Source organism: Runella rosea, assembly GCF_003325355.1.
Lineage (GTDB): Bacteria > Bacteroidota > Bacteroidia > Cytophagales > Spirosomataceae > Runella > Runella rosea.
This window is the reverse complement of record NZ_CP030850.1, coordinates 18,736-37,868: the sequence shown is the minus strand read 5'-3', so window position 1 is coordinate 37,868 and position 19,133 is coordinate 18,736. Positions and strand designations below refer to the sequence as shown.

General features: G+C 45.7%; 30 protein-coding genes. 24 read left to right on the top strand and 6 right to left on the bottom strand.

The features are described 5' to 3' along the window. The first annotated feature begins 1 nt into the window (after window position 1). The 12 genes from DR864_RS00270 to DR864_RS00215 all read left to right on the top strand — a co-directional run bounded on the left by DR864_RS00270 (window position 2) and on the right by DR864_RS00215 (window position 7,377). Window positions 2-1,600, top strand: a complete 1,599-nt coding sequence (locus DR864_RS00270; protein WP_114065088.1) for a hypothetical protein — start codon at window positions 2-4, stop codon at window positions 1,598-1,600. A gap of 4 nt (window positions 1,601-1,604) precedes the next feature. After that, complete coding sequence (locus DR864_RS00265) at window positions 1,605-2,870, top strand: hypothetical protein (RefSeq protein WP_114065087.1); 1,266 nt, start codon at window positions 1,605-1,607, stop codon at window positions 2,868-2,870. A 2-nt stretch (window positions 2,871-2,872) separates the two neighbouring features. Continuing rightward, window positions 2,873-3,697, top strand: a complete 825-nt coding sequence (locus DR864_RS00260) for a hypothetical protein (protein ID WP_162793487.1) — start codon at window positions 2,873-2,875, stop codon at window positions 3,695-3,697. A gap of 5 nt (window positions 3,698-3,702) precedes the next feature. After that, the gene (locus DR864_RS00255) at window positions 3,703-4,782 is read left to right on the top strand and encodes an SGNH/GDSL hydrolase family protein (protein ID WP_114065085.1); all 1,080 of its coding nucleotides are present in this window, start codon (window positions 3,703-3,705) and stop codon (window positions 4,780-4,782) included. A 121-nt stretch (window positions 4,783-4,903) separates the two neighbouring features. Next, complete coding sequence (locus tag DR864_RS00250) at window positions 4,904-5,116, top strand: hypothetical protein (RefSeq protein WP_114065084.1); 213 nt, start codon at window positions 4,904-4,906, stop codon at window positions 5,114-5,116. Window positions 5,117-5,118: 2 nt separating this feature from the next. Next, window positions 5,119-5,358 carry a hypothetical protein gene (locus tag DR864_RS00245; protein WP_114065083.1) on the top strand — a complete coding sequence of 80 codons (240 nt, stop codon included), beginning with the start codon at window positions 5,119-5,121 and terminating at the stop codon, window positions 5,356-5,358. 1 nt (window position 5,359) lies between these two features. After that, the gene (locus tag DR864_RS00240; RefSeq protein ID WP_114065082.1) at window positions 5,360-5,791 is read left to right on the top strand and encodes a D-Ala-D-Ala carboxypeptidase family metallohydrolase; all 432 of its coding nucleotides are present in this window, start codon (window positions 5,360-5,362) and stop codon (window positions 5,789-5,791) included. A gap of 11 nt (window positions 5,792-5,802) precedes the next feature. Then, entirely contained in the window at window positions 5,803-6,033 is a 231-nt protein-coding gene (locus DR864_RS00235; protein WP_114065081.1) for a hypothetical protein, read from the top strand. A gap of 37 nt (window positions 6,034-6,070) precedes the next feature. Beyond that, window positions 6,071-6,280, top strand: coding sequence for a hypothetical protein (locus tag DR864_RS00230; RefSeq protein ID WP_114065080.1), 210 nt, complete (start codon window positions 6,071-6,073; stop codon window positions 6,278-6,280). After that, window positions 6,277-6,603: a LytTR family DNA-binding domain-containing protein gene (locus DR864_RS00225; RefSeq protein WP_114065079.1), complete on the top strand. Its 327-nt coding sequence runs from the start codon at window positions 6,277-6,279 to the stop codon at window positions 6,601-6,603. The genes DR864_RS00230 and DR864_RS00225 overlap by 4 nt, the downstream gene beginning before the upstream one ends. Beyond that, complete coding sequence (locus tag DR864_RS00220; protein WP_114065078.1) at window positions 6,575-6,826, top strand: hypothetical protein; 252 nt, start codon at window positions 6,575-6,577, stop codon at window positions 6,824-6,826. Before DR864_RS00225 ends, DR864_RS00220 begins: the two co-directional genes overlap by 29 nt. A 65-nt stretch (window positions 6,827-6,891) precedes the next feature. Beyond that, window positions 6,892-7,377, top strand: coding sequence for a hypothetical protein (locus tag DR864_RS00215; protein ID WP_114065077.1), 486 nt, complete (start codon window positions 6,892-6,894; stop codon window positions 7,375-7,377). 55 nt (window positions 7,378-7,432) lie between these two features. Here DR864_RS00215 and DR864_RS00210 read toward each other — a convergent pair whose 3' ends face one another. The 6 genes from DR864_RS00210 to DR864_RS00185 form a co-directional block, all read right to left on the bottom strand. After that, window positions 7,433-8,743, bottom strand: a complete 1,311-nt coding sequence (locus DR864_RS00210) for a tyrosine-type recombinase/integrase (protein ID WP_114065076.1) — start codon at window positions 8,741-8,743, stop codon at window positions 7,433-7,435. Window positions 8,744-9,022: 279 nt separating this feature from the next. Continuing rightward, window positions 9,023-9,457, bottom strand: a complete 435-nt coding sequence (locus DR864_RS00205) for a helix-turn-helix domain-containing protein (protein ID WP_114065075.1) — start codon at window positions 9,455-9,457, stop codon at window positions 9,023-9,025. A 364-nt stretch (window positions 9,458-9,821) separates the two neighbouring features. Next, window positions 9,822-10,715, bottom strand: coding sequence for a S1 family peptidase (locus DR864_RS00200; protein ID WP_162793486.1), 894 nt, complete (start codon window positions 10,713-10,715; stop codon window positions 9,822-9,824). A gap of 26 nt (window positions 10,716-10,741) precedes the next feature. Next, window positions 10,742-11,959, bottom strand: coding sequence for a tail fiber domain-containing protein (locus DR864_RS00195; RefSeq protein ID WP_114065073.1), 1,218 nt, complete (start codon window positions 11,957-11,959; stop codon window positions 10,742-10,744). Window positions 11,960-12,038: 79 nt separating this feature from the next. Further along, a complete protein-coding gene (locus DR864_RS00190; protein WP_162793485.1) occupies window positions 12,039-12,548 on the bottom strand; it encodes a hypothetical protein in 510 nt (169 codons plus the stop codon). 28 nt (window positions 12,549-12,576) lie between these two features. Continuing rightward, window positions 12,577-13,329 carry an XRE family transcriptional regulator gene (locus DR864_RS00185; protein ID WP_114065071.1) on the bottom strand — a complete coding sequence of 251 codons (753 nt, stop codon included), beginning with the start codon at window positions 13,327-13,329 and terminating at the stop codon, window positions 12,577-12,579. Window positions 13,330-13,456: 127 nt separating this feature from the next. On the opposite strand from DR864_RS00185, the gene DR864_RS00180 reads away from it, so the two are divergent. The 12 genes from DR864_RS00180 to DR864_RS00130 all read left to right on the top strand — a co-directional run bounded on the left by DR864_RS00180 (window position 13,457) and on the right by DR864_RS00130 (window position 19,129). Further along, window positions 13,457-13,675: a helix-turn-helix domain-containing protein gene (locus DR864_RS00180; protein WP_114065070.1), complete on the top strand. Its 219-nt coding sequence runs from the start codon at window positions 13,457-13,459 to the stop codon at window positions 13,673-13,675. 4 nt (window positions 13,676-13,679) lie between these two features. Beyond that, on the top strand, window positions 13,680-13,985 hold the full coding sequence (locus DR864_RS00175; protein WP_114065069.1) for a helix-turn-helix transcriptional regulator: 306 nt from the start codon (window positions 13,680-13,682) through the stop codon (window positions 13,983-13,985). Between the two features lie 24 nt (window positions 13,986-14,009). Then, entirely contained in the window at window positions 14,010-14,468 is a 459-nt protein-coding gene (locus DR864_RS00170; protein ID WP_114065068.1) for a hypothetical protein, read from the top strand. 105 nt (window positions 14,469-14,573) lie between these two features. After that, window positions 14,574-14,879: a hypothetical protein gene (locus tag DR864_RS00165; RefSeq protein WP_114065067.1), complete on the top strand. Its 306-nt coding sequence runs from the start codon at window positions 14,574-14,576 to the stop codon at window positions 14,877-14,879. Then, the gene (locus DR864_RS30330) at window positions 14,876-15,010 is read left to right on the top strand and encodes a hypothetical protein (protein WP_262510926.1); all 135 of its coding nucleotides are present in this window, start codon (window positions 14,876-14,878) and stop codon (window positions 15,008-15,010) included. The genes DR864_RS00165 and DR864_RS30330 overlap by 4 nt, the downstream gene beginning before the upstream one ends. A 3-nt stretch (window positions 15,011-15,013) precedes the next feature. Beyond that, complete coding sequence (locus DR864_RS00160) at window positions 15,014-15,220, top strand: hypothetical protein (protein WP_162793484.1); 207 nt, start codon at window positions 15,014-15,016, stop codon at window positions 15,218-15,220. 25 nt (window positions 15,221-15,245) lie between these two features. After that, entirely contained in the window at window positions 15,246-15,710 is a 465-nt protein-coding gene (locus DR864_RS00155) for a hypothetical protein (RefSeq protein ID WP_114065065.1), read from the top strand. Then, complete coding sequence (locus DR864_RS00150; protein ID WP_114065064.1) at window positions 15,710-16,888, top strand: PD-(D/E)XK nuclease-like domain-containing protein; 1,179 nt, start codon at window positions 15,710-15,712, stop codon at window positions 16,886-16,888. The genes DR864_RS00155 and DR864_RS00150 overlap by 1 nt, the downstream gene beginning before the upstream one ends. 8 nt (window positions 16,889-16,896) lie before the next feature. Then, complete coding sequence (locus DR864_RS00145; RefSeq protein WP_114065063.1) at window positions 16,897-17,844, top strand: hypothetical protein; 948 nt, start codon at window positions 16,897-16,899, stop codon at window positions 17,842-17,844. 1 nt (window position 17,845) lies between these two features. Further along, the gene (locus DR864_RS00140; RefSeq protein WP_114065062.1) at window positions 17,846-18,160 is read left to right on the top strand and encodes a hypothetical protein; all 315 of its coding nucleotides are present in this window, start codon (window positions 17,846-17,848) and stop codon (window positions 18,158-18,160) included. Next, the gene (locus DR864_RS00135; RefSeq protein WP_114065061.1) at window positions 18,157-18,528 is read left to right on the top strand and encodes a RusA family crossover junction endodeoxyribonuclease; all 372 of its coding nucleotides are present in this window, start codon (window positions 18,157-18,159) and stop codon (window positions 18,526-18,528) included. Before DR864_RS00140 ends, DR864_RS00135 begins: the two co-directional genes overlap by 4 nt. Window positions 18,529-18,553: 25 nt before the next feature. Next, on the top strand, window positions 18,554-19,129 hold the full coding sequence (locus tag DR864_RS00130) for a hypothetical protein (RefSeq protein ID WP_114065060.1): 576 nt from the start codon (window positions 18,554-18,556) through the stop codon (window positions 19,127-19,129). Window positions 19,130-19,133 lie beyond the last annotated feature (4 nt).

Below are 19,133 nucleotides of genomic sequence, written 5' to 3'. Positions count from 1 at the left end.
CATGAACGCAGCACCCTTTTCAGATAAGAAACCTAGCAACGGGATAAGTGCGACGTTTCACAATAATTACGACCTATTTGTCAATCAGGCCCTACCTGCTGGGCAGATTGCGGGCATCGTTACGCTCCTGGCTAGTATCGGCTGGGAAGGCACGAAAGCCAAGGGCCTTACGCATATTTATGCACAATCAGGTAGACCCAAAGACGAACTATGCTGGACACTACTTGCCTCACAGGTTAATCCTCGCAGCTTGACCATTCAGTTTGGTACTAAGTGGGTGGATGGCGTAGAAGTACCAAACATTTTTTCCATTCCCAACGATACCGAGGCCTACAATTCGGGCTACTCCGCAGCGGGAAGTTATAGCAACAAATCGGTAGTAACGGATGAATTTTCGGACGGTAGTCAGGTTATACCACCTAATGCTTACTATCAAGTAGCGAAGAAATTTTACGAAGGCTTTTTGGCGCGGCTGGGCAACCCTGCGCCCATCAATCACAATATTTTTGGTAGCTACATGGGCTACCAGAATAGTATCACGCCTGGCAAGTTTAATATTTATTTGGGTGGCTATGGCTCACAGCCACTTCACCCTTACTTTGTGGATGGCCTAAAAAGCCAAGCCAACGCGCGGCGGGTGCTTAATACCCAGAACCAGACGTACGGCAGCGATTTTCAGTTTTTTCAGCACGGGTTGCACGAGAAAATCAATCTGATGACCAACTGCTACGTAGGGCTTAACGAGCCTGATGAATCCATGTTTGCTTATGCGGCCGTGAATGAAATGCAGCGCAAGTATCTGGCAGGTATTAAGAAAACAATCGCCTACATGTCGCCATGGTCAGAAGCCGTGACGCTCGCCACCGACTTGCCATGGAAAGGCCCCGGATGGAACTTGAAGTACACCGAAGAGGATGAAAGGGATTATTTCAGAATTAAGGCGCATCATATCACGCCTATTTGGGCAATTTCATTCATATCCGTGGTGTCGCAGATTATTGCGCACGGGTGGGTAATGTGGGATAGTGAGCGCTTTGAAACCTCAAAAACGCCCGAAAATCTGACCGAAAACGATTTCCTGACGTCGAAGGGACGTTTTGATTGGGTATCTCCCGAAGGCAATCCGCGCCCTACCTTGCCCGCCGAAGATTCAGCCATCAAATACCCTTTTCGGCCGCTGGTGGGGGTAGACGTGGCGATTGATAACCTGACCATAACGCAGATTATTAACCAGTTTACATCGGCGGGCTATCATCCGCAGCACCTTGCCTACACCTGTGTTTCCAAGAAAGATGCGGAATCGGCGGCGGTGACGAAAACCGTTCCCGCCTATAAGGGCAGCGATGGTACGGCTCACCTGATTACGAAGGATAAGTTGAACTATGGCCAAAACACAATCCTGCATTTGGCCGACAAAAAGGATGGTTTTTGCATCGGTGCAAGCTACGGAGAACGCTATTACATCTATTATTTCAACCCTTACCGCTCACCACTTCAGCATGGGGTATTGGGTGAGTACCTCAGCGTAACGCTGCCCAACGGACGAGTAGTTGAAATGGGTAGCCGAAACGGAAGAACATCACATTTTATTTACGCTTAACAACATGAAGAAATTACTGGTTCTCTTATTCTTATTGCCCTTCGCGCTGGTGGCGCAGAAGGTGAATGGTGTGTACACCAGGGCGGAATTGACCGCCCAACGGCCCTTGCAATGTTCGGCTTGTTTGGTACAAGAAGGTGACAGCGTCTGGCTTTTTGTGCGAAAGAATGGCAGTACCGCCGTGGCGGGGCCTGATGTGATCGTGACGACGTTTGGGAGTATTAAGCTACATAAGGCGAAGCTGGCGGGGGCCATTAACTTTGCCAATGCCAATTATTATTCGAAAGCTGAGTTGAATCCCTTGCTTGGCGCGAAAGTGGGGATTGCCACGATTGGAAGTAATCAACTTGCCTATTACGACGCCTCAAATAAAAGTATCTACGGAAGCAATGTTTTTCAGGCCAACGGCAAAATAGGGATTAATACCACCAACCCTGAAGAGCAGCTTCACGTTAATGGAAACGTAAAATTTCGGTCGATAAAATCTTGGGCCCGCATGGACATCGAGGGGCAGCAGCTTGGAGGGGATATTAATCAAAATCTTTCTGGAATCACCTTTGGCCACTGGCTTAGCTCAGGCGGTGGTTATATACTTGGCGCGGGTGGTGGCAGAGTGGGCGATTGGAACTATGACGACCCTTACATATACCTACAAGGGAACAAAGGAGTAGTTATAGCAAGTGGAAGCGACAATTTCGGCAATACTGCTGGGATTTTTGTGGATACGCTCAGGCGGGTGGGCATTCGTCGCACTTCTCCAACTTATGCTCTCGACGTAGCGGGGACGATGCGAAGCGATTCAGGGGCGGTTTTTGCTGAAGTTTCGGGTGGAGTTGGCATTGGAACAGCAGCAATTGAAAAATTAACGGTAGGTGGAAATATAAGAAGCACCAACGGTGCTATTTCTTCCTTTAAGAGCGGATCTAATAGTTTGTCAAATCAATTTTACTTTGCGAACCCCGCCAATAGCAGGGCTTACAATTGGCAACTTAACGGCGACGAAACTGCGGCTGATTTTTACGGCTTTCTTGACGGAGTTGGGTGGGGCCGATTAATGACGATTACAGCCACTGGCCGCGTGGGGATTGGTACCGCATCACCCGCCGCCAACCTACACGTTAACGGCACCATGATACTTGCTCCTGTAAGTGCCGCCACCGCTTCTGGATATACCCCTGTGGAAGGGCAGATTGTTATTGTGAACACGACTGACGCAACGTTCACGAGTTTGGGGTTATGGTCTTACGCAAACGGAGCTTGGAGGAAATAACAATGAAAAAGCTACTTTTCTTTCTGCTCCTTAGCAGCGTGAGCATGGCCCAGGTGGTCAATGCCCCCAAGATACCCAACGTCACCATCCAGCGCCTGCGCTCGGATGTGGTGAGCTTTTCGGTGCGGTTTCAGCAGGATGGTGTTAATATGAACATCTCTTCGCAGACTTTCAAATGCGATTTCCTTGAGGGCGGGGCATCGGTGGTGCGCGTTTCGCTCAGCGAGGGTGCTGGCATCGTAGAAACCGACAGCGCTACGCTCACGGTGAGCCTAACAGCCGAGCAGGTGGCGCTACTGGCTAGAGAGTCGTATCGTTACCGATTGTATGCCGTTTCAGGGGCCAACCAGACCACCAAGCTGCAAGGGGTGTTTTCGCTTCTTACTGCCATCGTAGGCGGAGCAACGAGCATTGTGCCACCCACCATCGTGATTAATTACACCTCGGCGGGCAGCTCGAATGTGAGTGGGTATGTAGGGCCATCGCTCACGGCGGGTAATGCGTTGACAATTTCGGGTGGTGGGGGAAGCTATACGATTGGGGTGAATTATACACCTTTGGATGCTAGGTATGCTGCGCTTTCGCATACGCAGGCGATAGGGACGGTGACGGGGTTGGAGAGCGCCCTTAACGTGAAAGTGAACTACGTAGAAGTTGCCACGGTGGCCGATATAATCCCTCTTTTGCCCGTTTCGACGGTTACGATTTTCAACGTGCTGGTCGATACTGTTCGCGGTGGCGGCGGTCCTATGCGTTACGAAATTTGGCCGAGCGGCGTCTATTACTGGTTTGCGGCTATTCCTGTTACTAATTTATTAACTCCCTAATTTCGATGAAAAAGACATTCTTATTGTTACTTATTGCCCTTTCGGGCGGGGTTTTTGGTCAAGTATTTCCGACAAAAAATAACGCTCCTGCAACTACTAGGGATATGGTGCGAGAGGACGGACTAAAGATTTCGGCCATTTTCGGGACATATTCGGCCGCGGCTAACGTAGCGCAAAACACTGTATTAATTACGGGCAGAGTACGAAGTACGGGAGGTAGTAATATTTACATCGAAAAATTCTCCTTGTTTTCGGACAGGGATTGTACGGTAAGATTGCAGATTAATCTCATCGGGGGCATTGCCTCTCTCGCAGGTGCAGTGAACTACGATATACCACTCAAAGCGGGCGTTAGAAATGAATACACCTACGAAAGTCTAGTTCCTTGGGGCGCAGTGATTAGTGTGCTTCTTCGGGAAGTCACTGATACGTCTGGAAATATGAAAGTAACGTTGGTCTACGATGGTTATGAGGTGACGCAGAATACAGATTTTTTCGCCCCAATTTCAATTGTTGGGTGGGGGGATAGCATCATGAAAGGAGCGAACGCTACTGTGTCAGACACAGACCCCAATACGAGTTATTTTCTCCAAGTTGTGAAATATTATGAGGGCTTAGGATACCGGGTAAAGCCAGTTAACAAGTCTATTCCTGGTATTACTGCGCTAGGTATGTCTCAAGCAAAAAATTGGGGCTATCTAAACATAAGTAACGCTAATATTATCTTGATTTGCTTGGGCATGAATACCTCCGCGAGCGAAGCCGCTTACATAGCAGAGATGACAGACCTTATTCGTTACAAGCAGCGCAGATACCCTAACGCGAAGTGTGTAGTAATGGCCCCGACGACCCGATTGGATGGTAGTGAAACGACGCTAGTAGGGTACAGGGCCGCCTTGCAAGCCCTTGTAAATACAACAATTAACGACCCGAAGGTGAAATATCTTGACCTTTCGCAGGGATATACAGGTGGCGCGGCGGCAAATGGTGTGACGGTTGGCGATGTTCACCCCAACCAAACGGGGCACAATAACCTCGCTACTTACTTAATAAGCTATTTAACCAGCAACAATATTCTTCCATAACCCCACCCTCAACCCACCCCTTTTGGGCCAGTTGCCAGAGCTTAGGCCCGTTTGCCCCATTTCTCTACCAATCAAACCCCTGAAATATGAACAAGGAAATCACTTTTTACCCTGCAAAAACATGAAAACGTTACACAGCGAACCCGTAATTATCTTCTTACTTTCAATCATTTTTACCCCTATGGGAGTACTCGTTGCCATTATCAACATCGCCGCCGCGTCGACCGTGATTTGGCGAAATATGCGTGAAGAAAGCCTGATAGTGAAGCGCGATTTCGCTGGAAGCTGGAAGGCTTATTTTCGGTCAATTCTCCATCTTTCAAAACCTGAATAATTATGCCAAAGCTATTGGAAGACATTCTAAAAGCCCGAAACAGCACAGTTAACACCATTGCCATTATTATAGTGACGGGCTACGTGGCGGGTGAACTGTACCTAACCTTTACGGGAGCGGGAGAAAAGGCAATGGAGCGGCTTTCGGGTGTCGCATTGGTAATTCTTAACTCGGTGGCCATCGTAAAGGCGGTTCAGACCAACACTAACGAGCCGAAACAAAACAACGCTAGCAACGAGTAACATGCAGTTAAGCCCTAATTTCTCGCTGCATGAAATGCTACGCAGCCAAACGGCCACCCGCCACAGCATCACGGAGCAATTCAGCCCGCCGCCCATGGTAGTGGACTCGCTGAAAAACCTTTGCGCGAAGTTATTGCAGCCAATCAGGGAGTTATACGGTGGGCCGCTCGTGGTATCGTCGGGTTACCGGTGCCCGCGCGTCAATAAACTGGTGGGTGGCAAACCCAATAGCCAACACCTCAAAGGCGAGGCGGCCGATTTGGATTTTGGGACCAAGGAGGCTAACAAACTGCTTTTTGAGGCCATTGTCGAGTGGAAAAAGCGAGGTTTTTTGGAGTTCGACCAACTCATCAACGAGTACGATTTTGCATGGATTCATGTCTCGTACAAGTTATCAGGGAAAAATAGAAATCAAATTTTGGTGGTATCTTAAAAACCAACGCCATGAACCCCAAACCTATAATCATCATCCTAGTGGCTCTGCTTGCTGTACTCTCAATTTGGGGGGCAATCGCAGGGCTTTGGGGTAAAAAGCCCGTCACTAGACAGGATAAAATCAACGAAATCAATCAATCCCTATCCCATGCAAAAGAAAAAATTGATTCAAATATCAATGCTTTGCCTGATGCTGTTATTGACTCTTTGTACGAGGTCAAACGCGCAGAAAATCAGTAACACAGACATTAAACTACTGGACTGTAAACGCGCTTACGTGAAGCTATCCAATGAGCGCGACACGCTCAAAAAGATGTTTGCCGACTCGCTTGTTAAACACCGTTTTGAGCGCGTTTCGTGGACATTGTCCACCAAAGAACAGGTGAAGGCTTCCAAAAAAACAGGACGCAAGCAAGGGTTTAGGTGGGGTGTGTTTGGAGTGTTGGGCGCTGAGGCATTGGTGGCCATTTACTTTCTGACTCGATGAAAGTAGACGGCTTCATAATCACCGCCGAAGCGGTTGAGTACATCGAGGGGCGAAGCAATTACAGCTTGATTACGATGATTGACGGTCAAAAAGTACTTAGTTCCAAGACGCTCGGTAGGCTTACGGATTATTTGAGCCTAACGCGTGTTCATAAGTGCGTTGCCGTGAATCCGCACCGTATCGCCCAGATTGAGCCAGTCAAAATCACAATGCAATCGGGGTATACAGTTGAGCCATCCAGACGAAAAATACCAGAGTTGTTGATTAATTTAAAAGAAGGTTATCGGTTATATCATGGCACTACCAAGAATCCAACCCACTGACACTGCCGGCACGGCATTTAGGGCAAAATCTAACGAGCTTTACGGGCAACTGCTCAACGATGGCTATGCTACCGAGGGCGGTGCAATTATCTTGACGTCCGAAAATAAAATCGTCACTGTCGACTTGGGGTCTGTTGTTTATACCGCCGACGCCCTTACCACCAAAGTCTCACAGTTTAATTCGCAAATCCGTAGCGAAATGTCCGCCTTTTTTAGTGTTTGAAAATACATCAATTGTTGTATTTTTGTATTTTAAGGTTCTCTGTTTCAAACTAATCACTTTTTTCCATGAAAAAGCTGCTCTTATTCTCCCTTACCATCTTTCTGGCCACGCTCGGCACCGTATTTGACGATTCGTCTGGCGCTTTGGCTCAATCAAAGAACACGATTTACAAGGCTGTGTATGCAGTTTCCAATGCAAACGCCACCGTTTGGGATACCGTGGTCGACGCAACCACTAAAACCCAGACATTACAACTACCACCTGTTTACAAAAAGGCTTCAGTGCAAATCAACGCCTTTAAAATCGACGGTACGGCGGCTGGGGCCTGTAAAGTTCAGCGAAGTACGGACGGGGTCTATTTTTATGATATAGATTCCAGTTACATGAAGAAAAAAAACCTGCTGACCATTACCAACGTGACGACTACACAAGGGGCCATTTGGGAATTGGATGATTACCATGCCACGCACATACGAACTACGTGTACAGGCTCGGGAACGCAGCGAACGCGCTTTCAAACGGTTATCTTATATAATAAGGATAATCAGTAATTTACCCCATGAATTTGATTAAAGAAAAACCCGTCACAATGGCGGGTTTTTTTGTTTAAAAGTCGCCCCACGCTTTTAACTGCTTGATGGCCTTATATTCATTGGCCATGTGGTCATAAATGGCCGTGGTACGAACATCAGAGTGCCCCATCAGGTCTTTAAGGTCAGAGAGGTCAATCCCCAATACCCGCGAAATTGTGCCGAACGTATGTCGGGCGATGTGGGAGGTAATGGTTTCGTACTTTGGCTTTTGTACCGACACAGGCACGCCCTTGATAAATTCAACCACCTCAACTGCCTCTGTAAAACCCGCTGCATGAGCGGCAAGCTGTATAAACCTGTTATAATGGCGCAAATGAGAGACTGGCAGTAAAAACAGGCCACCCTTGTATTTTTCCAGTATGGCCAGCGCCGGGGGAATCAGTCCGATGGTAACCTGGCGTGTGGAGCGATTTTTAACGGAGGTGGTTTTCTGTGGCACAAAACGCAGGGCTTTGGCGCCACCCTCTAGTTCCAAAAGGTGATCTTCGGTCAACCGGAATAGGTCGGAATGCCTCAGGCCCGTCAGCGCTTGAAAGAAAAACGCATCACGCGTCTTTTCAATGTACTGCCATTCGGGGATATGGTCTTTACCGCCCGATAGTGATTCAAGCCACACATTCCAAGCTGTTTCGTCCAGTGCTATCCATTTTTTCAGTTCTTCCTGCGTTAAAAATTCCCGTTTTGGCGGAATGTAAATTCGTTTCAGGCGGGCGTGATTTACGGCGAGTTTAGCCCCGTTTTCGGTACAGAACCGAAAGAACACCTTTAAATTTTTGTGAATAGCTCCCAAATAATTAGGGTGATAATCCCGTTTTGAACGCAGATAAGCCAAAAATCGCTGATGGGTTTCGTCCGGGTATGTGTCAAGGGTCAAATTTTTGGCTTTTGTCTTTATGAAATCCAGAAAATGTTCCATCGTCGCCTTATGGGCTCGAATCGAGGCGGGTTTTAGTCCCTCCATTTGCTTTGCCTCAATGAACATTTCGTACCATTTAGAGATGGGCCTTTGATTGGTATCCTGCTGTTTCTTTCCCTGAAGCAGCCGCTTTAAAACATCGGCCTCCAAAGGCTTTTGAGCAAGAATACAGTCCTTTTCGTAGGTTTTTACGATGTTTTTCAAATTGTCAAGTACCATGTTGGCCTTTTGCCAGCCGTCATAGTTTCGTCTGAATTCCTGCTTTTTATCATCCCATTGGTGACGCGCAGCATTCAGCGAAGTGTAGAACATGAATTCTTCCCGGTTAAAGTAGCAGACCAGGAATACCCGACCCACCGAAGCAGGGTCGGGTCCGAGTTTTCTGAGTTTGAATTTTACGTTAAGCATTGGATGGTTTTTGGGGTCGGGTTTAACTGTCCGAGATTGTCCAAGATTCTGTCCAGACGCTTCGTCCCTAAAAGCGCAAATCCCGCCTCCATGCGATATTGTCGCATAAAGACGGGATTTTGTACCCAATTGTCCTAAAAACAATGTGACGAAGAGGAGACACTTTCTTAGCGTGTATTTAATTGATTTATAAATAGTTACGGTAATACTGAATTAGCGAGGTCTGGTATTGGGTGGGGTGAGTGCTGTAAATGCCCCAAAAGTGAGTGTAATGGTGGGCTAACTGGAAACATTTACCAGTTTCACACCCTTTATATTCCTGAGCTCATCCACCGAAATTTCCATTGGGTCAATCACCACAATTAACTTTTGGTGTTTGTCAGACAAAAACATTTCGCCTGTCCCGTTTTCCCACCAATCTTTGCTGACAGCAAAGGTGGCCAGTATATCATTAATGACCCGCTGCCCCAAATTGCGCTTACCTTTCTCCAATGCTGGAATAATATTCTGATTGGTCTCAAGTTTTTTGGCAAACTCTACCTGAGTCAATCCGAGTGCCTTTCGGATGGCCTTGACCTTTTCGCCTTTGGAGTGCACTGTTGATAATGTTTGACTCATTATTAAATCAATATTTAAACCAATTAGAAGTTGCCAATGGTGTGCCAAGGCTTTTTGAAGAAATATATCTTTTCCATTCTTTTCTTCTTCGGGCACACGATTGTTATTGTGGCAATAAAGCCTGCTTTTGCCAAACCCAGATTTAGTTTGCCTTCGTTCAGGACAAGCGTTGCTCGTGTAGCTTTTTGGGGCCTTTTGCGAAAAAATGAAATATTTAACCTAATCCCGAAAAAAAATCTACAACTTTGTTTTAAACAATTTATTTGTTATGCGTCTGGGATTGTTTTTCATAGGAGTGCTTCTTTTGCTTGGTTGCTCTAAACGCCCATATGAGCAACCAAGGGTAGTTAAATCTGCCCAGTCTCCTAACACACCTATTGATAGCTCTTTAAGATTTTATAAAGTAAATGTTTCGGGTAACGACTCCCTATACCCCGTAAATGCTTCGCGAAATCAATAGCTACTTCCACTTTAGTATTGCTTTTAGGTGATTTATAGAGACGACTCCGCTTATTCCAATTGAATTATTGGCTACCGCTTCAGCTAGAAGCATTGTGGTCTTTCCCGATTTTACCCCATTGATCATAAGGTCAGAATTAGGGTTTTGTAGACGAATAAAATTGGCAATATTATCAGCTTCGTTTGCATAAGGATTGAGAATAAAAGTTGCTATTCCAATCACATAATCATCTTCGGGTTTAGAGCCTAATTTTATTATTGGTCCGCCAGAATTACCCCTATTCATTGTTAGGTCCAACCACGCAAGATTTCTAACTTTTTGAGCCACCTCTGTTTTAGGTTTACTTGAAGATGTCGCCTTTCTGAGCTCTTCGAATTTTGTTGATAATATTCCAGTAGAAACTATGTGCGTTGGCAGGCCAAGCGGGTATCCACATGTATAAATCGCATCACCCTCTTCTATGTCACCAAAATTTCCTAATGGTAAATATGAGAATTTTGATTTTGGCAATGTTTTGGCTTTTATCAACACACAATCGTAAAGAAGACCTTCTATCCTATTTTCATTTAAAAAAGACAACTCTATTTCAGCGGGAATAACTTCCCCACTTATTGTTCTTATCGCAATATCTCTCACACCAATTTTAAGACCAGCATTATTATAAACTATTGCATTTTCAATTACGTGATAGCATGTTGCTAAATACCCATCATCATTTACAAAAAAGGCTGTTCCAGCCCCTCTGTATACCTTGTTGCTCACGTCATCCGACGTATTAATTAATAAAGCAACAATCGATTCTTTGACCCTTTGAACCCTCTCCTTGCCTAAAGATTGGGCTAGTAAGCTTACTGGAGCTAATAAGATTATAATTAATAGTGTTTTTTTAATCATCTGTATTTTGTTTGGATAAAGCATTATTATTTTAAAGCCCCCGCCTTCACCAGCGCCTCCACCTGCTTTTTTAACTCTTTGAGCGCAGCCACTTCTTTCTTTAAATCTTCAATCTGTTTTTGCTGCTCCTTCACGGCATTCACCAGAGGCATGACAAAATCGGAATACGCCAAAGAATACGTGCCATCAGGCGATCTTTGCAGACCGCTAAACTCTACACCTAGGTCCCTCATTACTTTCTCTACATCCTGCGCAATGAATCCATCATGACGTAATTTGCTCTTGTCAGCAGTGTAGTAGTAGGAGGCTGGTTTTAGCTTGGTAATAAAGTTTAGCCCCAAACGGGAAGTGTATTTGATGTTTTGCTTCAAACTGCGGTCGGAAGGAGTTGACCAAGGGACGGCACCTTCGATGACTGTGACATTTACGTCTCCTATGCGGACTTTGTTGGATGCGTTGACTTGGGCGTTTGCACCGATGGCGGTGGCGTTGGTTAGGTCGCCAAGTGATATGACAGTGTTGTAGCCTAAAAACGTATTGTAGCTACCAGAAACATTGCCTTGGCCCGAAAAATAGCCACTTGCTGTATTGTAGCTGCCAGTTGAGTTAATAGTAAGTGAAGATACGCCAGTAGCGGTGTTATTGCTGCCACTGATATTGTTTACCAAGGCGGCATTCCCGTGAGCAGAATTGTTGTGGCCAGACGAGTTTGAAAATAATGCCCAAAATCCTGTAGCGCTATTATAGTTGCCAGTCAAATTTGAACGTAAAGCTCCGTTTCCATGAGCGGCATTATAACTTCCCGTTGTATTATAGTAAAGCGCCTCTACCCCTGTTGCTGTACTCCCTCTTCCTGTTTTGTTGTATTTTAATGAACCCGCCCCCGATGCCGTATTGTCACTTCCGTCTGTATTTAACCATAGGGCTTCGTATCCTATTGCCGTATTAAAGTATCCATTTTTATTATAACGCAACGATTCCCATCCAATAGCGGTGTTGCCAGTGCCGTCAAGATTCTCTCTTAATACGTCAGCGCCAATTGCTACATTGCCCGCGCCAGTTGTATTGGATTTTAGGGCATTATTTCCAAGGCTTACGTAAGTGGTATTCAATGATGCGCTATTTGTGCTACCCTTGAACCCCTGCGGAGTAATTGTGATGGCACCATTTACAGTGTTTAGGGAGTTAATTTGCCCGCACGTCCGAATGCTTACAAACGCAAGTATGATAAATATACATTTCATGGAATAATTATACGTTTCTCGGGAAGTCCCTTGGAATGATAGAGGTCAAGTCTTGCTTTAATACAATTTATCTAGGCTTTTATTTAGTGTTTACATCAACGGGGCGACAGCTAGCGCTTGCAATCGAAAATTCTCCTGAAGATGTCTCTGATTTTACTAGAATATTATTGACATATATGCTAGCCTTTACGCTACCACCTTCACTCCCATTCTGTGCATTGATATACAAAAAGTCGCCCCCTTTAGCTGTTATGCGTCGACTCCATCCAACATAGCCGCCTGCTTTATCTGTACCACCTGTTGAGTTTGTATAGCTAATATCACATTCACGACAGTCAACTCTATATTCTACACTATAATCCGACACCTCGTCAACCGACTCTTTTGCAATCAGAAAAAAGAGAAATCCCCCAATAATGATAGACAGTATACTAAACATCTTGGAGCCATCCCTTATAAGGCCAATTAGCGCAAAGACGGCCAATGCCATTAAACCAAGGCTCAATAATAATCTAGGTGTAAAAAACAGGAGGATTGAAATTACAAGCGCTATAATTCCAAATGTACTGGAACGAGGTTGAGTAGACATTTTTTATTTTTATCGTTGAGTATTCGCTTTAATATAATCTTCTTCTAATCAATTCTGTCACCTTCCAAATCGCCTTTATATCTTCAATCTTTACCGTGATGGGCCCATGAATGGCGTTATCTGAAATCAATTCCAGTTGGCCCGTGGCCTGCAAAGTGTTTTTCATTATCCTTTTAATGACAAATGAATTTCTGTACACCACAGCGTAAATACCGGGGTTCAGATATTCCCATTCCGATATTTCTTGAAAAAAAGCCAATACCCTATCTCCCCTTTGCATACCCGGCTCCATACTGTCCCCGTCAACTGAAATGGCAATAGCCTTATCATATTTTACTCCGTAATCTGGCACTACATACTCGTAATCGGATATGTATTCGGTATAGTTATCCAAATTCTCTACAAATCCCGCACGGGCATTTACGCCAATCAAAGGCACTTTAATCAAATGCTCAGGGATATAGGAGGTAACCCCTCTGGGCCCTCTCAACATGGGAGACTGGTAAGCAGCCCCATTTTCTTGAACATCAGATCGTTCTTTTTTTTCGGGGAACATCTCCCCCTCCCCAGTTAGAAGCCAATTTTCATTGAACTCAAATGTAGAGGACATAATTTTTAATAATCTTTTACCTAGTCCTTTATGTCCTTTTTCCAGCTTTGAAAGATAAGACTGCTCCATTTCAACGCGTTCCGCAAACTCCACCTGATTAAACCCAAGCGTTTCGCGTAAATATTTCAATCTCTCTCCTACTGTATTCATCTGTAAATCAATGGTTTTCATTTTTGTAGAATGGCTGGATTAAAAAAATAGTACCTTTTACTAAAAAAATATGTCCTATCGCTTGGAATTTTTATGACCTTTTACCTATATTTGTACTCAATAAACAAGCACTAGCAAATATAACAATATGCAACAGGCAGAACAAAATAAATTGAGTGAACGGCACGAAGAGCTAATGGGCTACCAACTGGTAACTACGGCCATTAAGGAAGCGGGGGTAAATCGGGCTACTTACTACCGGATATTGAACGGCGAGGTTAATCCATCGGCCAAAACATTGAAGGCGATTCTATCCGCTCAAAAGAAAGTTTTGACCGCAACCAAAAGAGAACTCCAAAAAGCCTAACGCCATGGGAGCCGCCACCAACACCCCTACCACCGCCGTCCTGCTTACACCGCAACAATACGCGTCATTGATGGCCATTGTGGAAAAAGTAGAGGCGTTAGAGGCAAGAATCAAAAGCCTCGAAACCAATGGCAGAAGGCCCGCCCAGCTTGACCCAATCCTGACGGTGGAAGAAACCGCCAAACGACTCGGCAAATCGACAAAGACCATTTACCGCCGCATTGCAGAGCAAAAAATCAAAACGGTGTCGACGGATGGCAAATCCTACGGAATCCGTGAAAGTGAAATCAATAAGTACCTCGAAAGATAACCAATAACGCTTACCTCTTAAACCATGAAAAAGACCTCAAAAAAATCATTATCGCTTGCCTCGAAATTGCGCCGCAATCTTCGCATGGGCAAAATCTGCATCGTTGAATTCCTTAAAGTGGAAGATGGGACCATTACCCGTCGCCGCGTCAGAGCCTTATCGTCTGGTGACACCAAGGGTACTGGCCAAAAGCCCAAAACGGGTATTGTTTGCTTTTTTGATTTGAAAATACAGGCGATTCGCTGCTGTCGGACTGAAAACATTCTTTCTGTGCAGACCGAAGCCCAAAAGATGCGTGCCGATATGCGCCGCGCTCGCTACGAAAAAGCCGTTGAGGTGGCGGCGTTCTACGACATATCTGTAAAAGATGCGTGGGCTATTGTACTGGACAAAATTCAACTAAGGAGCTACGAGTCTGAGCGGCAAGAAGACTACTACCTCAGCGGGGAATACCTGTTTGACCTTGCTGACGCCAAGCATTAATAGGGTTTAGGAGTCCAGAATGGGGCGGTAAATGCTCCGCTCCCATTTTCCTTCCCCTACTAAAAGACAGAGGCGGTTCGCCGCTGCGATTTTCATAATGTTGATGTGAGTCAGATTCGGGGCGAAGCCTCTTTGCTCCGAATTTTCCTTTCTAACTTCCAAAACCGCTTTTCTCATGAAAAAGACCTTGACATACATCGCCCACGCCCTGATTTTACTGGCTGGCTCAACACTGTTTTACTTATCACTTTTCACGATTTAGCCTTTAAAACCATGCAAAAACCACTAATGAACGACGATGACGTGTGGGGCGTGTTCCTCACTGGTATTTTATGCGCCTTGGGCTCAGCGGCCATCGTTGGCGCTGTATTGTACTGTGGTTCTCAACTCATAGCCTTTCTGACGCGATGAGACGCACACCCAAACAACCCAAAGACACCTTTACACCCTTTATCATGGTGTTCTTTTTAGCCATCATGGCCAAGCTGCTTTACTGCGTATTTGTCCTGTTCAAAATGGGCGCTTTTGATAACCTTTTCTAAGCCATGATGACTAGCCAACAATCCTTGCATCATTACCTAAGCGCCTATCACAGCTATAACCGATGCGTCCAAGAGTTGATGTACACGGCACCCGAAACCGAAGAGGAGCTAAAGGCGCACTTTGATAAAGTCCACGCTAAATGGCTTGAATTAAAAGCCCTTGAAGCGGGGCACTACGCCAAAGAATCCGAAGAAATAACCATCATTTAATTTTTAACCATAAACACACAGTACCATGCAATCGACCGAAATTGTAACCGCCGAAACTTTGGAATTCACCGACTTGGAAGTTTCCAAGCCCGCCGCCCTAAATGTGCCTACCGTGGATTTGACCGAAATGACAGAAATGCCCGATTTGGATGCGGGTAATGTCATGCTGCTTGACCTTTCGTCTGAATATTGGTCGCCATTGAATGCAGGAGAAGCAAAACGACTGCTGTTTGTTAAAATTGACAATACACAGGTGCAGGATATTAACGACCCTAATCTGATTCTACACCTGCCCTGCGCCTTTTTTCTGGAAAAAGACAAATCGGGCATTAAGCAAATCCGTAACGGGTCAAAACGCCTAGTAGCTGCTCTGGAAAATGTACCGGCTGGAATGCCGCTTCTGATTACCTACAAAGGTAAAATCCAGAACAAGAACAATGCATTCAAGTCCGACAACTGGTCCGTTAAACCTATCATCATCAAAATCTAATGAGCGCTGAATTCAACGATATTTTAGCGGCCATGGAATCAGCCACAATCGGAGAGCGGGAAATCAACCCGCTCTCTTATGACCCCGCTGATTATGCCACGATTCAAGATGTGGTAAGCCACCTTTTGAACCGAAAAAAGACCATTGAGGTCAAAGAGCTTCTACCCCAACTTTCTCTGAATGGTACGGTGATTCAGGACCCGATGGAAAGTTACCTCAAACGCCCCGCCAACAGTGCCAGCGCCTTGAAGCAAATCTTAAAGACACCATTGCATTATTGGTGTTATCTGCACGAGAAAATTCCAATCCAGTCTAAAAAAGCCTTCGAATTCGGGACTTTTTGCCACATGGCATTTTTGGAGCCCGAGTTGTTTGATGCGCTGATTGTAGAGCCAAATTATAGCCTATCTTCTACGGAAGGGGTTAAAAAATCGGTGGAGTTTTGGGAGAAAACCCTTAGAGGGGTAATGAAGAAATCGGGTAAACGCCATTTGCTTTCCAATGCCCGTGCTGCCGTCAAACGTGCGGGGCTTAGTCTTGCCAAAATTGACGGAATGCGCCGCTACCGTGAGGAGCTTTCAAATCGTGCGGGCAAAATCTGTGTGGGCGAAGTGGACAAAAAGAAAATAGAGCTTGTACGCAGGCATTATTTCACTTACGGCGGCGGTATTCTACCTGCTTTGATGAAAGGTTCAGCCAACGAGGTAAGTTTCTACGGTAACGACCCTGTAACAGGTTTGCCCGTTAAAATTCGCCCCGATGGTCTGCAATTGGAGGAAAACATTGGATGTAACGCCATCATTTCCTTTAAGACTACCAGCGCCGAAGATGTGGACAAATTCGCCTACGATGCCGCAAAATTTCAATACCAAATGGCCGAAGGGATGTACTTGGAAGTGGCTTCACAGGTGACGGGCAGGAAGTTCAATGCCGTGATTTGCGTGATGCTCCAGACCGTAGAACCATTTTTGCCAGCGGTGTTTATGTACCATCCCGAAGACCTTCAAAACGGGAGGTACCGTTACCGCTGCGCCATGGCCGACGCCCAAAAATGCTTGGAGGCTAAATCTTTCCCAGGCTTCGACGCAAAGGCAGAATTTGGCGACATGGGCATTATTCAACTGGCCCTACCCGAATGGTCAAAACGTGAAATCAAACCGATGGACATTGAAAACTAGCAACACAAATGGAATTTCAAGAAGCAAAAGCGGCACTTCTGCTGTCCGCAAAACAGGCCGACGCCTGCGCAGAACAGTATAAAAGAGCCGCAAAGACAGAAACGCACACTGAATTATTGACGGTGGTAAAAGAAAATATCGCGTGGTTAATTAGAAACAATGCCACCGATGCCGAAAGATTGGAACTATGGTTTGGCGAAACGATTTTGGCCGAAAATAATATTTTCATTCGCGGAGAAAGGCAACTAGGTTTCTCAGAAAACGCCTTCCTTGTGCTGTTGGGCAGTTCTCAGGCCACGGTCAAAACGTGTAACAGTTCTCAGGCCACGGTCAAAACGTGTGACAGTTCTCAGGCCACGGTTGAAACGTGGGGCAGTTCTCAGGCCACGGTTGAAACGTGTAACAGTTCTCAGGCCACGGTCAAAACGTGTGACAGTTCTCAGGCCACGGTCAAAACGTGTAACAGTTCTCAGGCCACGGTCAAAACGTGTGACAGTTCTCAGGCCACGGTCAAAACGTGTGACAGTTCTCAGGCCACGGTCAAAACGTGTGACAGTTCTCAGGCCACGGTCAAAACGTGTGACAGTTCTCAGGCCACGGTTGAAACGTGGGGCAGTTCTCAGGCCACGGTCAAAACGTGTGACAGTTCTCAGGCCACGGTTGAAACGTGGGGCAGTTCTCAGGCCACGGTCAAAACGTGTAACAGTTCTCAGGCCACGGTCAAAACGTGTGACAGTTCTCAGGCCACGGTTGAAACGTGGGGCAGTTCTCAGGCCACGGTCAAAACGTGTGACAGTTCTCAGGCCACGGTCAAAACGTGTGACAGTTCTCAGGCCACGGTTGAAACGTGGGGTGGAAAGCTAATTACTAACTGCGAGGGTGGGTTGATTCAAAATCGAACTACGCGAAAGATTGAGATCAAGAAATCTAATTACGAACTGTTAATTATTGAATGATATGAACGCTTTTTTAATTGCCAATAAAAACTTTGAGGTGCAGTATTTGCTAGGCAACGCCAGTGTTACACAGCAACTCACATTTTTAAGTTATTCGCCAAGTGGCAGCTTTGCCACGTTTGCGCATCCCGCGCCGCACACCGTTTCCATGGTTGCCACCGCCCGTCCACAAGTCAACGCTGATGGCACGCGCCCCATGGAACTTGACCCAAAATTGGGCATGGTGCCTAAGATGTGGTTTACCTACAAGCCCAAGGAGGTGAAAACGCTGAGTATTCCTTGCAAGAATATTCAAAAAGCCGTCATGCTCGCATGAAAACCATCGTAACAATTCCAGAGAAAGTCCCAAGCAACAACGGCAAAAGAGGATTATTGAGAATGCATTGGTCAAGGCGAGGGGATTTGAAAAAAAAATGGACGAGGCTTTTTTTGACTCAACCCCATAATATTCACACAGGACGCGTAAAAATCCATTTTACGCATTATCACCGAGGGATGGCCATTCAGGATGCCGAAAACCTTTCCAGCACTTCTAAAATCCCGTTGGACGCCCTAGTGGCCGCTGGCATTATCACAGACGACAAAATGAAGGTCATTGGTACGCCTACCTTTTCGCAGGTCAGAGTTAAGGAGAATCATCAAGTACAGACCATCATTGAAATTGAAGATTTAGAGTCAGAATAGTCACATTTTAAACAACCAAAAACACATGTCAAACCAAACACCGCAGACCGTCCCTTTTGTGTTTCCCGAAAAAACAGAGCGCGTGCAGTATAAGCACATCTTTACCGAGAAGGAACTACTTGAACTGGGCGAACAGCTCAACAAGCAGCTGAGAGAGAAAAACCAGATGGAGCTTGATAAAAAAAGCGCCGTATCTACTTGGAAAAGCCGTATTGAGGCCAAGGATGCCGAAATAAACATTACTGGCAACTTCCCGAATGACCGCTACAAATTTGAGCCCGTTGAGGCTAAAAAGATGATTGACGCAAGTACACTCTGTTGGAATTATTTCCATCCTGAAAATTGGGAATTGATTGAAACGGTTAAGCTCACCACTAAAGAAGTCCGTGAGTACTTTCCCAAGCGCAAAAATCTCATTAACAAAACTTTCGAGTGGTATAATCCATACACCGACCTTATGGTTGACTCCCGCCCCATGTCTACGGAAGAACTTCAGTTAACCATTGACGAAGAACTATCGGCAGCCGAGAAAGATAAAGAAGATCAAGACGACTCTCCTTTTGGACCACTCGACGAAACACCCAAGAATAAGAAGAAATAGGTCA

Excerpts from the sequence above, each read along its gene's own strand:
- DR864_RS00270 (WP_114065088.1), top strand. The coding sequence starts at position 2 with ATGAACGCAGCACCCTTTTCAGATAAGAAACCTAGCAACGGGATAAGT.
- DR864_RS00265 (WP_114065087.1), top strand. The coding sequence starts at position 1,605 with ATGAAGAAATTACTGGTTCTCTTATTCTTATTGCCCTTCGCGCTGGTG.
- DR864_RS00260 (WP_162793487.1), top strand. The coding sequence starts at position 2,873 with ATGAAAAAGCTACTTTTCTTTCTGCTCCTTAGCAGCGTGAGCATGGCC.
- DR864_RS00255 (WP_114065085.1), top strand. The coding sequence starts at position 3,703 with ATGAAAAAGACATTCTTATTGTTACTTATTGCCCTTTCGGGCGGGGTT.
- DR864_RS00250 (WP_114065084.1), top strand. The coding sequence starts at position 4,904 with ATGAAAACGTTACACAGCGAACCCGTAATTATCTTCTTACTTTCAATC.
- DR864_RS00245 (WP_114065083.1), top strand. The coding sequence starts at position 5,119 with ATGCCAAAGCTATTGGAAGACATTCTAAAAGCCCGAAACAGCACAGTT.
- DR864_RS00240 (WP_114065082.1), top strand. The coding sequence starts at position 5,360 with ATGCAGTTAAGCCCTAATTTCTCGCTGCATGAAATGCTACGCAGCCAA.
- DR864_RS00235 (WP_114065081.1), top strand. The coding sequence starts at position 5,803 with ATGAACCCCAAACCTATAATCATCATCCTAGTGGCTCTGCTTGCTGTA.
- DR864_RS00225 (WP_114065079.1), top strand. The coding sequence starts at position 6,277 with ATGAAAGTAGACGGCTTCATAATCACCGCCGAAGCGGTTGAGTACATC.
- DR864_RS00220 (WP_114065078.1), top strand. The coding sequence starts at position 6,575 with ATGGCACTACCAAGAATCCAACCCACTGACACTGCCGGCACGGCATTT.
- DR864_RS00215 (WP_114065077.1), top strand. The coding sequence starts at position 6,892 with ATGAAAAAGCTGCTCTTATTCTCCCTTACCATCTTTCTGGCCACGCTC.
- DR864_RS00210 (WP_114065076.1), bottom strand. The coding sequence starts at position 8,743 with ATGCTTAACGTAAAATTCAAACTCAGAAAACTCGGACCCGACCCTGCT.
- DR864_RS00200 (WP_162793486.1), bottom strand. The coding sequence starts at position 10,715 with ATGATTAAAAAAACACTATTAATTATAATCTTATTAGCTCCAGTAAGC.
- DR864_RS00195 (WP_114065073.1), bottom strand. The coding sequence starts at position 11,959 with ATGAAATGTATATTTATCATACTTGCGTTTGTAAGCATTCGGACGTGC.
- DR864_RS00190 (WP_162793485.1), bottom strand. The coding sequence starts at position 12,548 with ATGTCTACTCAACCTCGTTCCAGTACATTTGGAATTATAGCGCTTGTA.
- DR864_RS00185 (WP_114065071.1), bottom strand. The coding sequence starts at position 13,329 with ATGAAAACCATTGATTTACAGATGAATACAGTAGGAGAGAGATTGAAA.
- DR864_RS00180 (WP_114065070.1), top strand. The coding sequence starts at position 13,457 with ATGCAACAGGCAGAACAAAATAAATTGAGTGAACGGCACGAAGAGCTA.
- DR864_RS00175 (WP_114065069.1), top strand. The coding sequence starts at position 13,680 with ATGGGAGCCGCCACCAACACCCCTACCACCGCCGTCCTGCTTACACCG.
- DR864_RS00170 (WP_114065068.1), top strand. The coding sequence starts at position 14,010 with ATGAAAAAGACCTCAAAAAAATCATTATCGCTTGCCTCGAAATTGCGC.
- DR864_RS30330 (WP_262510926.1), top strand. The coding sequence starts at position 14,876 with ATGAGACGCACACCCAAACAACCCAAAGACACCTTTACACCCTTTATC.
- DR864_RS00160 (WP_162793484.1), top strand. The coding sequence starts at position 15,014 with ATGATGACTAGCCAACAATCCTTGCATCATTACCTAAGCGCCTATCAC.
- DR864_RS00155 (WP_114065065.1), top strand. The coding sequence starts at position 15,246 with ATGCAATCGACCGAAATTGTAACCGCCGAAACTTTGGAATTCACCGAC.
- DR864_RS00150 (WP_114065064.1), top strand. The coding sequence starts at position 15,710 with ATGAGCGCTGAATTCAACGATATTTTAGCGGCCATGGAATCAGCCACA.
- DR864_RS00145 (WP_114065063.1), top strand. The coding sequence starts at position 16,897 with ATGGAATTTCAAGAAGCAAAAGCGGCACTTCTGCTGTCCGCAAAACAG.
- DR864_RS00140 (WP_114065062.1), top strand. The coding sequence starts at position 17,846 with ATGAACGCTTTTTTAATTGCCAATAAAAACTTTGAGGTGCAGTATTTG.
- DR864_RS00135 (WP_114065061.1), top strand. The coding sequence starts at position 18,157 with ATGAAAACCATCGTAACAATTCCAGAGAAAGTCCCAAGCAACAACGGC.
- DR864_RS00130 (WP_114065060.1), top strand. The coding sequence starts at position 18,554 with ATGTCAAACCAAACACCGCAGACCGTCCCTTTTGTGTTTCCCGAAAAA.